Source organism: Arthrobacter sp. STN4, from assembly GCF_024539665.1.
In the GTDB taxonomy this organism is placed as follows: Bacteria; Actinomycetota; Actinomycetes; order Actinomycetales; family Micrococcaceae; genus Specibacter.
Map to the genome: position 1 here is coordinate 1 of NZ_JAKZGX010000043.1, position 16,235 is coordinate 16,235.

Annotated in this window: 15 protein-coding genes and 2 pseudogenes; 10 read left to right on the forward strand and 7 right to left on the reverse strand. The window is 64.2% G+C overall.

The window, feature by feature from the left end; translation table 11 throughout:
- Positions 1–121: 121 nt before the first annotated feature.
- Together MMF96_RS18525 and istA are read right to left on the reverse strand one after the other, a co-directional pair.
- On the reverse strand, positions 122–814 hold the full coding sequence (locus MMF96_RS18525; RefSeq protein WP_256884372.1) for an ATP-binding protein: 693 nt from the start codon (positions 812–814) through the stop codon (positions 122–124).
- Entirely contained in the window at positions 811–2,376 is a 1,566-nt protein-coding gene (gene istA, locus MMF96_RS18530; protein ID WP_256884373.1) for an IS21 family transposase, read from the reverse strand. Before istA ends, MMF96_RS18525 begins: the two co-directional genes overlap by 4 nt.
- 170 nt (positions 2,377–2,546) lie before the next feature.
- Between istA and MMF96_RS18535 the strand changes: the two are divergent.
- The 4 genes and pseudogenes from MMF96_RS18535 to MMF96_RS18550 form a co-directional block, all read left to right on the forward strand.
- Positions 2,547–2,831, forward strand: a pseudogene (locus MMF96_RS18535) (transposase); the annotation flags it as partial.
- A gap of 89 nt (positions 2,832–2,920) precedes the next feature.
- Positions 2,921–5,818: a Tn3 family transposase gene (locus MMF96_RS18540; RefSeq protein WP_256884384.1), complete on the forward strand. Its 2,898-nt coding sequence runs from the start codon at positions 2,921–2,923 to the stop codon at positions 5,816–5,818.
- 16 nt (positions 5,819–5,834) lie between these two features.
- On the forward strand, positions 5,835–6,206 hold the full coding sequence (locus tag MMF96_RS18545) for a hypothetical protein (RefSeq protein WP_256884375.1): 372 nt from the start codon (positions 5,835–5,837) through the stop codon (positions 6,204–6,206).
- 120 nt (positions 6,207–6,326) lie between these two features.
- Positions 6,327–6,797, forward strand: a complete 471-nt coding sequence (locus MMF96_RS18550) for a pyridoxamine 5'-phosphate oxidase family protein (RefSeq protein ID WP_256884376.1) — start codon at positions 6,327–6,329, stop codon at positions 6,795–6,797.
- 107 nt (positions 6,798–6,904) lie between these two features.
- Here MMF96_RS18550 and MMF96_RS18555 read toward each other — a convergent pair whose 3' ends face one another.
- Genes MMF96_RS18555 through acs form a run of 4 tightly spaced genes read right to left on the reverse strand, consistent with a single transcriptional unit; the run spans position 6,905 to position 11,945 of the window.
- A complete protein-coding gene (locus MMF96_RS18555; protein ID WP_176618606.1) occupies positions 6,905–7,399 on the reverse strand; it encodes a CoA-binding protein in 495 nt (164 codons plus the stop codon).
- Positions 7,396–8,745 (reverse strand): O-acetylhomoserine aminocarboxypropyltransferase/cysteine synthase family protein, encoded by a 1,350-nt coding sequence (locus MMF96_RS18560; RefSeq protein WP_256884377.1) that lies wholly within the window; start codon positions 8,743–8,745, stop codon positions 7,396–7,398. Before MMF96_RS18560 ends, MMF96_RS18555 begins: the two co-directional genes overlap by 4 nt.
- On the reverse strand, positions 8,746–9,924 hold the full coding sequence (gene sfnG / locus MMF96_RS18565; RefSeq protein ID WP_256884378.1) for a dimethylsulfone monooxygenase SfnG: 1,179 nt from the start codon (positions 9,922–9,924) through the stop codon (positions 8,746–8,748).
- The gene (gene acs / locus MMF96_RS18570; protein ID WP_256884379.1) at positions 9,921–11,945 is read right to left on the reverse strand and encodes an acetate--CoA ligase; all 2,025 of its coding nucleotides are present in this window, start codon (positions 11,943–11,945) and stop codon (positions 9,921–9,923) included. Before acs ends, sfnG begins: the two co-directional genes overlap by 4 nt.
- 306 nt (positions 11,946–12,251) lie before the next feature.
- On the opposite strand from acs, the gene MMF96_RS18575 reads away from it, so the two are divergent.
- The 5 genes from MMF96_RS18575 to MMF96_RS18595 all read left to right on the forward strand — a co-directional run bounded on the left by MMF96_RS18575 (position 12,252) and on the right by MMF96_RS18595 (position 15,421).
- Positions 12,252–12,824: a flavin reductase family protein gene (locus MMF96_RS18575; protein WP_176618602.1), complete on the forward strand. Its 573-nt coding sequence runs from the start codon at positions 12,252–12,254 to the stop codon at positions 12,822–12,824.
- A gap of 159 nt (positions 12,825–12,983) precedes the next feature.
- Positions 12,984–13,643, forward strand: coding sequence for a biotin transporter BioY (locus MMF96_RS18580; protein ID WP_256884380.1), 660 nt, complete (start codon positions 12,984–12,986; stop codon positions 13,641–13,643).
- Positions 13,640–14,371 (forward strand): ABC transporter ATP-binding protein, encoded by a 732-nt coding sequence (locus MMF96_RS18585; RefSeq protein ID WP_256884381.1) that lies wholly within the window; start codon positions 13,640–13,642, stop codon positions 14,369–14,371. The genes MMF96_RS18580 and MMF96_RS18585 overlap by 4 nt, the downstream gene beginning before the upstream one ends.
- Positions 14,368–14,964: an energy-coupling factor transporter transmembrane protein EcfT gene (locus tag MMF96_RS18590; RefSeq protein WP_256884382.1), complete on the forward strand. Its 597-nt coding sequence runs from the start codon at positions 14,368–14,370 to the stop codon at positions 14,962–14,964. Before MMF96_RS18585 ends, MMF96_RS18590 begins: the two co-directional genes overlap by 4 nt.
- Entirely contained in the window at positions 14,957–15,421 is a 465-nt protein-coding gene (locus MMF96_RS18595) for a CHY zinc finger protein (RefSeq protein ID WP_306295990.1), read from the forward strand. The genes MMF96_RS18590 and MMF96_RS18595 overlap by 8 nt, the downstream gene beginning before the upstream one ends.
- Here the strand turns inward: MMF96_RS18595 and MMF96_RS18600 are convergent.
- Positions 15,362–15,790, reverse strand: coding sequence for an acyl-CoA thioesterase (locus MMF96_RS18600; protein ID WP_256884383.1), 429 nt, complete (start codon positions 15,788–15,790; stop codon positions 15,362–15,364). The two genes, MMF96_RS18595 and MMF96_RS18600, sit on opposite strands and share 60 nt — an antisense overlap.
- Positions 15,791–15,993: 203 nt before the next feature.
- Here MMF96_RS18600 and MMF96_RS18605 point away from each other — a divergent pair.
- A pseudogene (locus tag MMF96_RS18605) lies at positions 15,994–16,235 on the forward strand (protocatechuate 3,4-dioxygenase subunit beta); the annotation flags it as partial.

Genomic DNA, 16,235 nt, shown 5'->3' on the forward strand with positions numbered 1-16,235 from the left:
CCATCCGACGCTACACCCAGGCCAACGCCGACAGAACCCGCCAACACGCCCTCAACGAGCTGCACCAACTCGGATACCAGGTCACCCTCACCCAGGCAGCCTAACTCACCCTATTTTCGTATCAGATCGTGTTGTGCACGATCCGGTCCATGATTGCGTCAGCCAACGCACCGGCACCCAGGCGGGCGTGCCAGTCCGACTGCTTGTACTGGGTGCAGAAGATGGTTGACGCGGCATCGTAGCGTCGCTCCATGAGTTCGAAGACGAACTTCAAGAACCCTCCGGCCGGTGGATCCAAAAGCCACTCGTCCAATACCAAAACACTGTAATTGGCGTACTTGCGCAACAGCTTATGCTGGCCCAGCGGCTTATCAGCTGCCTGCTGCCACTCTTCTTCGAGATCCGGGATGCGCACGTAGCCGGTACGGTACCGATGAACACATGCCTGCTTCGCCACCGCGCACGCAAGGTATGACTTGCCGGACCCGGTGAACCCCTGGAAGACAAGATTCCTGTTCAACTCGATGAAATGGCAGGTGGCCAGCTGGGCCAGCAGGGGCTGGTTCAGCCCGCGTTCCTCGCCCCGGTCCACGGTGCGCAGGTCAGCCTGCGGATACCGTAGCTTGGCCCGGCGAATCAAGCCGTCAGCCTTCGTGTTCAAGAACGAACCGTGGGCTTGGTCCACGGCCAGTTCGATCCGTGCTTCAACGCTCAATCCCATGCTCACGACATCGTCCTGGGCTTCGAAGGCCGTGAGCAGGTCGCCAGCGGACATTTCGCGTAGTTTGCGTTTGGTTTCGGTGTTCAGGTTCATTGGCTCTTCCTTGAGTAGTAGTCGCTGCCGCGCACGTATCCGGTGCTGTTGCTTTCGGCTGCTGGGGGGAGGGTTGCTTCTTTCCAGTGCTCGTCCTGCCGGTTCTGCAAGATCGGGTGCAAATGTCCATATCTTGGGGAGCGGATCCTGGACTGCAACGCGACGAAACAGGCGTTCTCCAGGCGTTGCGCCCCGTATTTCGACGACAAGCGCAGCACCGCCAAGACAGGGTTGATTCCCTGCTCGGCCACCGACACAGAGGCGAAGACCTTGTCGACAACCTCGACGGTGTTGGGGCCGACGCGGTGGGCCCACCCGCGCAGCCGTTTTGCGTCCCAGGAGCGGTACTTGCGTTTCGGCGGGATATCGGCATCATTGGTCCGGTACTGGTTGACCGTGGCGGTATCGAACAACAGATGGCTGCTGAGTCGTTGGGACTGAAGATAGACTTCCAACGTCTTGGAGGTGATCCGCAGATCCACGGTGGCGCCGACGTGTTTCAGCGGGACGGAGTAGAAGTTCTTCTTCCATGCCACGTAGCTGTTCTTCGCTACCTTGCGACCGTGGACCCAGGTGCTGATCTCGTACGGAACCACCGGAAGCGGGCGCAGCAGCGGGTGCTCCTCCTCCGTGAAGACGCTCTGGCGGGAACCGGCTCGTTTCTGGAAGGGCTGGGCGTTATAGGCTGCCATCTGCCGGTAGATTGCGGCCCGCAGGGCATCGAGGCTGGTGAATTGCTCATGGCGCAGCGAGGCGATCACCCACGTGGCGATATGGCCCACGGTATTCTCTACGCTGCTCTTGTCTTTGGGCCGGCGAACTCTTCCGGGCAGGATGGCTGCACTATAGTGTTCGGCGAGGTGGCGGTAAGCATCGTTGAGGACGATTTCGCCTTCAGCGGGGTGCTTGAGCACCCCGGTTTTGAGGTTGTCGCAGATGATCCGCGGCACGCTGCCGCCGAAGGCGTTGAACATTGATGCGTGGCAAAGCATCCAGGATTCCTGCTTCATATCCAGGCAGGGCTCCACGAACGCGTACCGGCTGAAAGGCAGGGCGGCGACGAACAGATACACGGTGGACCGGTTGCCCGTGACGGGGTCGTGCAGGGCCATGGTGGGGCCTGACCAGTCCACCTCGACGCTGACACCTGCTTTGTGCTCCACCCTTGAGGTGGCTCCGTGTTCCAGGACGTAGCGCTGGTAGGACTTGCAGAATCTGTCGTAGCCCATGAACGCCGCTCCGGTGGCTTTGGCCTGATCGGAGTATTCGGCGTGCAAGAGCTTCAGGTTGGTGCCGACCTTGGCCAGTTCCTTATGAATGCTGGACCAGTCTGGTTGCGTAAATACACTTTCGTGCTCGCTGCGTCCAGGGAACAGCAACTGGTAGACCTTCTCTTCGTTGAGGTCCTTGAGTTCCTCCCAACTGCGGGATGCCGCGTCGGCGGCGTTGATGACTTCGGCGACACTATTGCGGGATACGCCTTGGGTGGACGCGATGGCACGTCCTGACAACCCTTCAGCGCGAAGCTGGAGGATCCGCTTCGCTTTGATCTTTCGTACCATTGAAAATGGCTCCTTCCACCACACAGGCTGTTGCATGGTGGGAGGAGTCTACGCAGGGTGGCTCTGAACGAGAATATCGAATGGCTCTAAAGGGCAATAACGATGCTTCCGGCAGGTGGCTCTAAACCGCAATATTGGCGGCCCTCAAAGAGTCAAATATTCACTTTGACTTTCATTCCAATCAGGCCTGGGCGAACATCGCGACTTTGGCCATGAATCTTGTTTCCTGGCTGCAATTATCCATGCTCCCCACCGGTCACACAGCGAGAGGATGGGATGTGAAGCGGTGGCGCTACAGGCTCTTCGCCACCGCCGGGAAACTCATCACCCGGGCCAGGAAAACGTGGTTGTTGATTCCCGAAACGGCGCCCGAGACCGGCACGATCACCACCGTCCTGAAGGCCATCAAGGAACTCTCACACCAGCGCCGACAACGACTTCCCCTACCGGCCTGAGAACCCAGGACCGGCCCCACCACCAGAAAGAACAACACCACGGAACCGTGGAAACCGACGCCCAACCAGCGACAACAGGCCCATCAAGCATGCCCAAACCACGGAAACCGGCCCGACACGGAATCAGACCCCCGGCGGACCAACCACTCAAGCACCATGCAAAATCTGGGCTAGGGATTGGGCCAGGAATCACGGCCTCCCATGCCTCCGAACGTAATGCCAAACTGCACCGGTCCTACATTCGTACCCGGCTCGGCATAACCTACCGTGCCGTCGAAGTCCGTAAGATCGCTGCTGGAGCAATCGAAGCCGCAGCACGAAGTAAGGACAACCCGGCTGATCTGATCAACGTGGCCCTGGAAGAACTCGTGCGCAAACGTTGTGAGCTGCCCGGCTATTCGACCCTTGACGAGCTCGTCGCGAAGATCCGACAGAGGATCAACACAGGGGTTTACACGACCGTGTCTGGGCGGGTCGACCCGCCCAGCAGGGTCCGTCTGACTCGCCTGCTGAACATCGACCCTGTCACACGACGCAGTGAGTTCGACGGCCTCAAGACTCCTCCGGGCTCGCCGAGTCTCTCTCAGTTCAAGTCCCGGTTGGCGCTGCTGAGCCGGCTAGATGCCTTGGGTGACACCACAGCCTGGCTCGAGGGTGTTTCGGCTCAGAAAATCGGCCACTTTGCCGGTGAAACCCGTGCCCTGGTTGCCTCCGACATGCGCAGGACAGGCGAGGACAAACAACTCACCCTTCTCATCAGTCTTTTACACGAAACTCGTACCACGGTGCGGGACCAGATTGCCGAAATGTTCTGCAAACGCATGGCAACCATCCACAAGAAGGGCCGCGAACGGCTCGAAGAACTCCGCGAAGCGCACCGGACCGAATCCGAACGGCTCTTGGGCATCCTCGGTGATGTCCTCACCGCAGCCCGTGATGCGGACCAAGAAGCAAACGGTGATGCCGACACGGAACGGCTGGCCACGACAGGCTCGGCGGTGCTGGAAGTCCTCGCAGCAGGGGGCGGTATCGACCGCCTCCGGGATTCCCACGAGGCCGTTTCAGCCCATCACGGCAATAACTACCTCCCATTCCTTGAGCGGTTCTACCGCTCCCACCGCCCGGCACTTTTCACCCTGCTTGACGGTCTCGAGTTGGTTGCGACCACCGCAGAGACCAGCGTCCTGGACGCCGTTGCTTTCCTCAAAGCCAACCGGACACGGATCGGCGAATACGTGAGTGACCCCATCACCGTCACGAACCCGGATGGGACACAATCCATCCTGCGCTGCAATGTCGATGCCTTCACATCCCAGGCCTGGCGCAGCATCGTGCGCGAAAAGAACCATCCCGGCAAACTAGTGCGTCGTCACCTGGAAGTCTGTATCTTCTCCTACCTCGCCGCTGAGCTTCGTTCGGGCGATATTGCCGTTGTCGGCGCCGATTCCTATGCCAACCTGCATGACCAACTCATGGATTGGGATGAATGCCAGCCCTTGGTCGAGGACTTCTGTGAGCAAGCCGGAATTCCCGTTACCGCACCTGCTATGACCACTCATTACCGCGAACTGCTGGCAACTGCTGCGCAATACGTAGATGAGGGCTACCCGGTCAACACCGACCTCGTCCTCGACGGCGACCGGCCCGTACTGAAGCGCCGCAAAGGGAACGAGCGCCGAGCTTCAGCGATCAGTCTTGAAGCGGCGATTGCAGGCCGGCTGCCCGAGCGCGGCCTACTGGAAATCATCACCCGCACAGCGCACCTGCTTGGCTGGCACCGCCATTTCGGACCTGCTTCGGGATCAGACCCCAAGATCCGCGATGCGATTGGACGCTATATCCTCACCGTTTTCACCTACGGAACCTTGCTCGGCCCCGCCCAGGTCGCTCGGCACATGAAAGGCCAGGTCAGTGCCCAGGAACTGTACACGGCAGGAAACAAGCACGCTACCGCCACCAAGATTGAACGGGCCTGTGCCGATATCGTCAACGCCTACGCGAAGCTCGATATCAGCTCGGTCTGGGGTGAGGGCACCGCCGTCGGCGCCGATGGTACCCAAATCGATACCTGGGAGAAGAATCTCCTGGCCGAATCCCACATCCGCTACGGGGGATACGGTGGCATCGCCTACCGCCACATCGCCGATAACTACATTGCCCTGTTCAGCCACTTCATCCCCTGCGGGGTCTGGGAAGCCGTCTACATCATCGAAGGACTGCTGCAAAACCTGTCCGACATCCAACCGGACGTGATCCACGCCGACACCCAAGGACAATCGCTGCCCGTTTTCGGTCTCGCAGCGCTAATGGGCTTCGATCTGCTGCCCCGTATCCGAAACTGGCACGACCTCGTTCTCTACCGCCCCGACAAGAAGAGCCGCTACACCCACATTGATGCGCTCTTCGGCGAGGACACCATCGACTGGGAACTGCTCGAAACACACTGGCACGGCCTGCTCCGCACCTCGATCTCCATACGCGAAGGCCAGCTTTCCTCAGTCACTTTGCTGCGCCGCTTGGGCGTGAATTCCCGCAAGAACCGCCTCTACCGTGCCTTCCGCGAACTCGGCCGTGTCATCCGCACCATCACCGTCCTGCGCTACCTCTCCGAACCCGAACTACGCGAGCAGATCCAGATCGTCACCAACCGCGTCGAGTCTTTCCATAACTTCAGCGGCTGGCTCAGGTTCGGCCAGGAACTCATCGGACACAACGACCCTGAGCAACACGAGAAAATCATCAAATTCAACGAACTCCTCGCTAACGCCGTCATCTATTCCAACGCCTGCGACATCACCGCAGCCGCCAACACACTCGCCGCTGAAGGCCACAAGATCGATCCCGAGGACCTCGCCACCGTCTCGCCCTACCTGACACACACTGTTCGACGTTTCGGCGAATACGTGCTCGATCTCGCTCCTCCCACCCAAAAACCCGACACCAGGCTCGACCTCATCCCTGCCGCACTCTTCCCACCAGGAACATAAACAACACCCACCCACCGTGGCACTGCCCCTTTCAGGCGTATCCTGTTCCACCCCCTACAACCTCGACTACACGCCCACCATCCTGTTTCTTGGGGACGGCAACTACTTTCCCAACCTGGCCGCGGCGGCACACCTGACAGGAGACAAATGGGGCGTCATGAACGAAACAGGCAACACACCGGGTCAATCCTGGCTCTGGCTGTTCTCGCTCTTGTACCAAGTGGAACCCTACAAGTCATCACCCAATGCAGACATCCTCGTAGACGCAACAATGCTGGTGCTCTCGCTCCTGCTTTTGCTGCTGCCCTTCATCCCCGGGCTGCGCTCCCTCCCCCGGAAGATTCCCGTCCACCGGGTGATCTGGAAGGACTACTATCGGCAACGATAGGCCGGCAGAGAAGGAACGGGTGCGGTCGCGTTGAGCTGCGAGGACACCTGGTGGCGGAATCCCGGGAAGTTGGGGCTTTGGACCCTGTTTGGACTGGCGGCGGCCCCCTAGGCTCGTTGCATGAGAGAGAACATGGTGGCACCCGAAGCCGGAATCCTTACCGTTGAACAATGTTGGAAGCTCCTTTCAGAAACAACCATAGGGCGCCTGGCAGTCACAGTGGATGGGCGCCCTGACGTCTTCCCTGTGAATTACCGCGTTGACGCGGAATCGCTCATCCTCCGCACGGGCGAGGGAACCAAGCTCAATGCCTTGAAGGCCGACTTCTCGGTAGCACTTGAAGCGGATGCGGTCAGTGCGGAATTCGGCATCGCGTGGAGCGTGGTCGTCAAAGGCAGGGCCGAAATCGCCGGGGATACCGGTCCGGCCCTGAACGACACGTCCCATGGCCTGTTTCCGTGGCAGGGTGTAGGAAAGGATCGTCTCATCCGCATCGTCCCCGCCAAGGTCACCGGCAGGCGCTTCACCCTTGACGCATCCATGACGTGGCGCGTTCCCCTTGACGAAGCCATCCGGGCCGGCCTCGAATAACGATACGTCCCCGAAACACCATGCCATCGCCGCCGTCGGACAGCCGGCAAAGGGAAGGGCCTCCCGGCAACATGCCGGAAGGCCCTTCCCTTCCCATGACGCCATGGCTAGGCGAGCAGTTGGCGCTTCGAGGAGATGACGCCCGTGTCGAAACCGGCCAGGTTGAGCCCGCCGTGGAAGCGGGCGTGCTCAATTTTCACGCAGCGGTCCATGACCACGTCCAGCCCGGCGGACTCCGCCTCCGCGGCGACGCTTTCATGCCAGGAGCCCAGCTGCAGCCACAGCGTCTTGGCGCCGACGGCCAGCGTTTCCTCCAACACCGTCGGGAGGTCGTCGTGCTTGCGGAAGACGTCCACCAGGTCCGGGACCTCCGGCAGCTCGGCCAGCGACTTGTACACGGGCCGGCCCAGGATCTCCTTGGCCACCGGGTTCACAAAATACACGCGGTAGCGGCTGGAGGAGAGCAGGTAGGTCGCGACAAAGTAGCTGGCCCGGGACGGCTTGTCCGAGGCTCCCACAATGGCGATCGACTTGGTCTTGCGCAGGATGGCCAGGCGCTCGGGGGCGGAAGGCCCCTGCCAGGAACGTTCGGCGGTGCTCATGCGCTGGCTCCGATCTGGCACGATGGCGCCACGTCGTCGGCTGTTTCCCCGACTGCCGGCAGGGACTGCGCGGCGGCCAGTGCCTGGTCCAGGTCCCACAGGATGTCGGCGATGTCCTCAAGCCCCACGGAGATGCGGATCAGGTCCTCGGGCACGCCGGCCGCCTCCAGCTGTTCGGCGGAGAGCTGTTGGTGGGTCGTGGAGCCCGGGTGGAGCACCAGGGTGCGGGAGTCGCCGATGTTCGCCAGGTGGCTGGCCAGCTGCAGGGCATCGATGAAGGCCTTGCCCGCTTCCCGGCCGCCGCGCACGCCAAAGGCAAACACAGAGCCGACGCCTTTGGGCAGGTAGTGGCGGCCGCGCTCAAAGTGCGGGTGGCTCGGCAGTCCGGCGAACTGGACCCAGGAGACGCGTTCGTCGGCCTCCAGCCATTGCGCCACGGCCGCGGCATTGCGCAGGTGCTCGTCCATGCGCTGGGGCAGCGTCTCCACGCCCTGCAGCAGCTGGAACGCGGACTGTGCGGACAGGGAGGGGCCGATGTCGCGCAGCTGTTCCGAGCGCAGCTTCGTCAGGAAGCCGTACTCGCCGAAGTTCCCCCACCAGGACACGTTGCCGTAGGAGGCGACGGGCTCGGTCATGGAGGGGAACCTGCCGTTGCCCCAGTTGAACCGCCCGGATTCAACGACGACCCCGCCCAGGGTGGTGCCGTGCCCGCCCAGGAACTTGGTGGCGGAGTGGATGACGATGTCCGCTCCGAATTCGATGGGCCGGATCAGGTACGGCGTGCTCAGGGTGGCATCGACCACCAGGGGGATGCCGGCGTCGTGCGCCACGGCAGCCAGTCCCTCCAGGTCGGCGATGTCGCCGGACGGGTTCGCGACGATTTCCGTGTAGACGGCCTTCGTGTTCTCCCGGATGGCAGCGGCGAAGTCGGCCGGGTCGGTCGAGTCGATGAACGTGGTGTCCACCCCGAAGCGGCGCAGCGTCACGTCCAGCTGGGTGATGGTGCCGCCGTACAGCTTCGAGGACGCCACAATGTGGTCGCCCGCGCCGGCCAGTGCGGCGAAGGTGATGAATTCCGCGGCCATGCCCGACGACGTTGCAACGGCGCCGATACCGCCCTCCAGCGAGGCGATGCGCTCCTCGAAGGCGGCCACGGTGGGGTTGCCGATCCGGGAGTAGATGTTGCCGTACTTTTGCAGCGCAAACAGGTTGGCGGCGTCGTCGGTGTCCTTGAACACGAACGAGGTGGTCTGGTAGATGGGCACGGCACGGGAGCCGTGCACGGCGTCGGGGGTGCCGCCGGCGTGCAGGGCGCGGGTGCGGAAGCCAAACTGGTGGTCGGACATTTAAGCGGCAGCCCCTTCGAGGTTGGTCACGGGAAGGAGGGAGGTGTCCAGTTCGGTGCCGTTTTTGCGGGCCAGGTCCGCCTCCAGCTCACGCACGATCGGCAGCACGTCCCGGCCAAACGCCGCCACTTCCTCCTGGAAGTGCAGGTAGCAGGTGAGCATGAGGTTCACGCCGGCCTTCTTGTATTCCACGATCCGCTCGGCGATCTGTTCCGGTGTGCCGATCAGGCCGGTCTTGAAGCCGTCGTTGTACTGGACCAGGTCCTCGTAGGAGGCGTCGGCCCACATTCCCTTGCCGTCCCTGGTGGAGGCGCCGGCTTCCTTGACGGACGCGGCAAACCCTTCGACGGCGGGGCGGTGCGCCTTTTCGACGATCTCACGCAGCGTGTCGCGCGCTTCCTTTTCCGAGTCGCGGGCAATGACGAAGCCGTTGAGGCCGAAGCGCGGCTTGCGGCCGGCCTCCGCGGCTGCGGCCAGGACCCCGTTGACGTTTTCGGCGTAGCCCTCCAGCGTGCGGCCGTTGGAGAAGTACCAGTCCGCGACGCGGCCGGCCGTGGCCTGCGCGGCTGTGGAGTTGCCGCCGAAGAAGATCTCCGGGTGCGGGCGGCCGGGGACGTCCACCGGGGCGGGGTTGAGCGTGAAGCCGTTGATGTTGTAGTACTTGCCGGCCTGCGAGTACTCCTTCTCCGTCCACAGCCCGCGCAGCACCCGGATGAACTCCTCGGTGCGCACGTAGCGTTCATCGTGTTCCAGCCAGTCCAGGCCGAAGTTGACGAACTCGTCCTTGAGCCATCCGGAGACGATGTTGACGGCTGCACGGCCGCCGGAGAGGTGGTCGGCGGTGATGATGAACTTCGCCAGCACGCCGGGGTGCCACATGCCGGGGTGCACCGCGGCAATGACCTTGAGGCGTTCGGTGGCGCCGAGCAGGGCCAGCGAGAAGCTAGTGGCCTCGTGCTGCTTGTCCGCGCCGTAGGAGGCGGCGTAGCGGGTCTGGGTCAGGGCGTATTCAAAGCCGGAGTTCTCGGCAATGCGGGCCAGCTTCTTGTTGTAGTCAAAGCTCCAGTCGGTGCGCTGTTCGATGGTGGAGACCACCAGCCCGCCGGAGACGTTGGGAACCCAATAGGCGAACTTGAGCGGGGTGGAAAGGTCTGCGTGCTTCTGTGGTGCGTTGCTCATGGGGTTTCCTTCTGGTTGTGCTTGGCCTGGTTGTGCTGGGCAATGGCGGCGGCAATTCCGGCCATGGCTTCTTCGTTTTGGAGCGAGGTGGTGTCCCCCAGCGGGGTCCCCTCGTACATTTGGGTCAACAGCCTGCGCATGATTTTCCCGGACCGGGTCTTGGGGACGTCGGGAACCACGACGACGGCGGCAGGCTTGACGATGGGGCCGATCTTGTGCGCCACGTGGGCGCGCAGCTCCTCGCGGATCCCGTGCGCACTGTCCGCGGCACCCGGGCGCAGGACCACAAAGGCGGCGACGGCGTGCCCCGTCAGGGTGTCGGCCACCGGGGTGACTCCCGCCTCGACCACGGCGGGGTGGGAGACCAGCGCGGACTCAATCTCAATCGTGGAGAGACGGTGGCCGGAAATGTTGATGACGTCATCCACGCGGCCCAGGATCCAGATGTGCCCGTCTTCGTCGTACCGGGCGCCGTCGCCGGCCAGGAAGTACCCCTCGCGGGCGTACTTGCGCCAGTAGGAGTCCAGGTAGCGCTGCGGGTTGCCCCACACGGTGCGGGCCATGGCCGGCCCCGTGCCGTCAACCACAATGAAACCCTGCACGTTGGGCCCCACGTCGTTCCCGGCGTCGTCCACGATGCGCACGCTGACCCCCGGCAGGGCGCGGGAGGCGCAGCCGGGCTTGAAGCTGGTGTCGCCCGGGCGCGGGGACAGGATGGTGGCGCCGGTCTCGGACTGCCACCAGGTGTCCACCATGGGGACGGTGCCGCGGCCCACTTCGTCCCGCAGCCAGTGCCAGGCCTGCGGGTTGACAGCCTCGCCCACGGTGCCCAGCACGCGGATGGAGGAGAGGTTGTGGTGGGCGGGGACACCGTCGGGGAACCAGCCCATGAGCGAGCGGACCAGGGTCGGCGCGGTGTAGTAGCTGGTGACGCCGTAGCGTTCGATGATCTCAAAGTGGCGCCCGGGGTGTGGGGTGTTGGGCGTGCCTTCAAAGATGACCTGCGTGACGCCGTTGGAGAGCGGGCCGTAGATCTCATAGGTGTGGGCCGTGACCCAGGCCAGGTCCGCCGTGCACCAGTGGACGTCCTGCCCGCGCAGCGCCGGGTCCGGGTTGCTGAAGAGCATCTCGTGGCTGTAGGAGGCCTGGACCAGGTAGCCGCCGGTGGTGTGCACCAGGCCCTTGGGCTGGCCCGTGGTGCCGGAGGTGTACATGATGAACAGGGGTGTTTCCGCGTCAAAGTATTCGGCGGCGTGTTCGGCGCTGGCGTTGCCGACGGCGTCGTGCCACCAGACGTCCCTGCCTTCGGTCCAGGCGATGTCCGACCCCGTCCGGCGGACCACCAGGACGTGCTCAATGGCGTTCTCGCCCGCAACGGCGGCATCGGCATTCGCCTTCACCGGGACGGCGGCACCGCGCCGGAACTGACCGTCGGTGGTGACCAGCAGCTTGGCGCCGGTGTCCTCCACGCGGAACTTCAGGGCCTCGGCGGAGAAGCCGCCGAAGACGAGTGAGTGGATCGCGCCGATGCGGGCCACGGCCAGGGTGATGATGACGGTTTCGGCGAGCACGGGCAGGTAGATGACCACCCTGTCGCCCTTGCCGATGCCCAGGGCCTCCAGGGCATTCGCCGCCCGGCAGACCTCGTCCTGCAGTTCCCGGTAGGTGATGGCCCGGCGGTCCCCGGGCTCACCCTCAAAGTACAGCGCAACCTTGCTGCCGTTGCCGGCCTGCACGTGCCTGTCCACGCAGTTGACGGCCGCGTTGAGCCTGCCACCGGTGAACCACTCGATCTCGGGCACCTGCAATTCCTGCAGGGCCGGATCCAGCCCGGGACCGGACCCGGGGTCAAGGGCCGGCTTGAAGGCGTGGGTGGTGTGCCACGGTTCGGCCCAGTCCAGCCGGCGGGCCTGCTCCGCCCAAAACTCCACACGGCCGCCGTCGCCGGACGGGCCTGCGGGGAATGCGCCGCCGGAAGGCCGCTGCCCGGCCGAAGGGCTGCTCGTCAGGGTCGCACTCATGTACAAAAAACTCCGTTATTCCGGCCGCGCCGCCGCCGCGCAGCCACGGGCCTGCTGCCGGGTGGTCTGCGGGCAGGGTGTTGCGGGCCGGGTCTCCCGGGCGCGCGTTCCAGCCACCAACTACTAGACCGCACAAGCCTGCCGGTCTTCAAATTTGAGGGTCACAAAAGTTCATTTTGCAAAACAAAACGGCCTCTACGCCATACTTCGTCACTTTCAATCATCCATTAGTTCGTTGTAATGGTAGTTTTCATCAAGACAGCAGCCGCAGTCCGGGCCGCATCCGGCCGCAGCAAAGGAGCAACCATGTCGCAAGCCACCGCCCTCGCCGAGCACCAGCCGGCCAGCCACCAGGGCTTTGCCAACATGCTCAGCGCCGACGACTTCAAAACCGCGTTCCGGAACCACCCCGCCGGCGTGGCTGTCATCACGGCGGACATCGGCGACGGCCCGGTGGGCCTGACCGCCACCTCGGTCATTTCCGTCTCGGCCACTCCCCCACTGGTGGTGTTTTCGCTGTCGTCGGCGTCGTCGTCGACCCCGACGGTCAAGCAGGCCGAGACCGTGGTGATCCACCTGCTCGGGGCCGGGCAGATCGAGCTGGCCAAGAACTTTGCCACCAGCGGCATTGACCGCTTTGCCGACACGTCCATCTGGTCGCGGCTGATTTCGGGCGAGCCGTACCTGCCGTCGTCGAACGCCTGGCTGCGCGGGCGCGTTGTCAACCAAATGGATGCCGGCGATTCCACCGTGGTCGCCGTGCAGGTGCTGCAGGTGGACCTCCCCGGTGAATCCGGCCGGACGGCGCAGGAGTCACGCCCGCTGGTCTACCACAACCGCACCTGGCACTCCCTGAGCGAATCCTCGGTGGTGGCGTAGGGCGCACCCGGCAGGGCCGTTCCGCCCTCCCGAGGCCGGGCGCGGCAACGGATTCCTTGACACCCAAGGCACCCACCTTCATACTTGAACGGTGTTCAAGTATGAAGGTGGGTGCCTTTTGTGCACCACTTTCCCCACGTCAGCCTTGGAGTGCTAGCCATGTCCGTCCCCCCACACACCCCTGCCCGGGGCCACCGCCGGGGCAGTGCCCGGGACCTCGCCCAGATCGCCGTTTTTGCCGCCCTGATCGCGGCCATGGGCGTGCCGGGATCCATAACGCTCGGTGCGCTGCCGGTCCCGATCACCTTGCAGACGCTGGCCGTCATGCTCTGCGGCGCCATCCTGGGGGCCCGCAAGGGCTTCCTGGCCGTCCTGTTGTTTTGCGCCCTGGCCGCGGCCGGGCTGCCCGTGCTCAGCGGCGGGCGCGGCGGCATCTCCTGGTTCACCACGGCCCCCTCGGCCGGATACTTTTACGGCTGGCTGCTCGGGGTGGCCGTCATCGGCTTCCTCACGGCACGGATCCTGCCCCGCTACCGGCCCTGGCTGGCCCTGGCCGTGACCGGCCTTGGCGGCATTGTGGCCATCTACGCCATCGGCGTGCCCGTCACCGCGTTCAACACCCACACGCCCTTGTGGGCCGCCGTCCTCGACTGCCTCAAATTCCTGCCCGGCGACGCCGTCAAGGTGGTCGTCACGGTCCTGGTGGCCCGCCAGGTCCACCGCGCCTACCCCGGCCTCATGGCCCGCCCGGCCCGGACCGCTGCGGCAGGGACCGCCAGCCGCCGCCCCGAACCCGCCGCCCCGGGCCTGCGGCCGTGAGCACCATCCGCTTCACCGGCGTCGGCCACCAGTACGGTGGCAGCACCGTGCTCGAGGACATCAACCTGACCCTGGCCGAGCAGCGCATCGGCATCATCGGGGCCAACGGCTCCGGCAAGTCCACCCTGGCCCGGATGATCAACGGGCTGGTCCTTCCCACCCGGGGCACCGTCACCGTCGACACCCTCGACCCGGCCCGCCACGGGCGGGAAGTCCGCCGCCGCGTGGGCTTCATGTTCACGGATCCCGACAGCCAGATCGTGATGCCCACGGTGGCCGAGGACGTGGCCTTCACGCTGCGCCGCCGCGGCCTGTCCAAGGAGGAAACCACCGAAAAGGTCGACGCCATCCTCTCCCGCTTCGGCCTGGCCGCACACGCCGACCACCCCTCGCACCTGCTCTCGGGCGGCCAGAAACAGCTGCTCGCGCTGGCCGCGATCCTGGTCGGCGGGCCCTCCATCCTGGTGGCCGATGAACCAACGACGCTGCTGGACGCGTTCAACCTGCGCCGGGTGGGACGCATCTTCGCCGCCATGGACCAGCAGCTGGTCATCGTCACCCACCATCTGGAACTGCTGCGGGATTTTGACCGGGTCATCCTGATCCATCAGGGGAAGGTGGCCGCCGACGGCGCCCCCGCCCCCGTCCTCGCGGCCTACCAAAAGCTGTGGGAAACGCTTGACGAGGCCCCGTTACCGGCGGCCCTGTCCGGGGCCGGTCCGCGATGATCGCGCTTTATGCCCCCGGCGTCTCGCTGGTCCACCGGACCCCGGCGGGGCTGAAACTGCCGGCCGTGGCCGCCGGCGTCCTCGCCCTGTCCTCGATGACCGGCCTGGCCCAGCTCGGCACGGCCATCCTCGCCACGATCCTGCTATACGCGCTGGCACGCATTCCCTGGGCCCTGGCCGGACGCCAGCTGCGCCCCTTCCTGTGGGTGTTGGGCGCCGTCCTGCTCTTCCAAATACTCCTCTCCGGCTGGCAGCACGCAGCCATGGCGACCGGCACCCTGGTCACGACCATCGCCCTGGCCAACCTGTTGACGCTCACAACCACCGTCTCCGCCATCCTCGACACCTGCCAGCGCGCGCTCCGGCCCCTGCGGCGCTTTGGCGTCGATCCCGAACGAGTGGGCCTGCTGCTGGCCCTGGCCATCCGCTGCCTGCCGCTCGTGGCCGACATTGTCCGCGACGTCTCCTACGCCCAAAAGGCCCGTGCCGCCCACCACTCCGTCCTGGCCCTGGCCGCGCCCGCCGTGGTCCGCGCACTGCGCACAGCGGACGCGCTGGGCGAGTCGTTAATCGCCCGCGGCTTTGATGACTAAGGACACACCCCGGGACCCGACGAACGCAACGGGCACAGCCCCCGGCGGCACACGGGACCACACAGCAACACCCGCCGTGCCCGTCTTCGGGCAGACGGTCGACAACGAAACACGCTGTGTCCACTACCACACCACCAAGGACATCGTCGCCATCAAGTTCCCCTGCTGCGGACGCTACTACCCCTGCCACCACTGCCACGAAGAAGACGCCACACACCCCGCCCGCCAATGGCCCGCCACCCAATGGAACGAAAAGGCCATACTCTGCGGGGCCTGCCAGACCGAACTCACCATCACCGAATACCGCACCTCAACCCGCTGCCCCAACTGCCACGCACCCTTCAACGAGCGATGCGCCAACCACGCCCACCACTACTTTGGGCAGCCGCCGGACTCGTTACCTGCCGGCGGTGCCGAGGTGCTGGTACGGGACCCGGTCACGGTCGTACGTGATTGACGTGTAGCCGTGGGGCGCCGGCAGGCCGTCGTCGTCCAGGTTCACGAACACGATCTTTTCTATCGTCAGGATTGACTCTCGGGTGAACATGTTGCGCACTTCCGCGCGCATCGTGAGTGAGGTGCGGCCAAAGTGTGTTGCCGTCAGGCCCATTTCAATGAGGTCCCCCTGTACCGCGGAGGAGACAAAATTGATCTCCGACATGTACTTGGTGACCGCGTTGCCGTTGCCCAGCTGGACGATCGCATAAATCGCCACCTCCTCATCAATCCAGCGCAGCAGGCTTCCGCCAAACAGCGTGCCGTTGGCGTTGAGGTCCTCGGGACGGACCCATTTGCGGGTGTGAAAGGTGATGTCGCCGGAAGTCATGGCTTGATCCTAGCGCCCTGGCACCCCGCGGATTCACCGCATCATGAACCACGACCCGTCGACACCCGCAACCGTCTATTTGTTCGACATACGAACCTCTGTACAAAGAGCGAACAAATGCTGTACCGTAATTTGTGTCACCGGCGTGCCAGGTCATGCCCGTCTGGTGGACCAATCCGAATGACCACGGAAGGAAGCGCCACATGCCAGGCACCAGGCCGGAGACGCAGCGGGAGTTGAGTTTGGAGATGGGGGCGATTGGGGGCGCGTATCGGGAGTCGGTGGCGGGTGGCGGGGTGGTGTTGACGCAGCCGAGGTTGGATTATGCGCCGTATCGCAGCAGTGTGTTGCGGCATCCGACGAAGGGTTTGCAGCATGTGGATCCGGAGACGATTGAGTTGTTTTCGCCGGCGTTTGGGCATCGGGATGTGGATCCGTTGGAAGC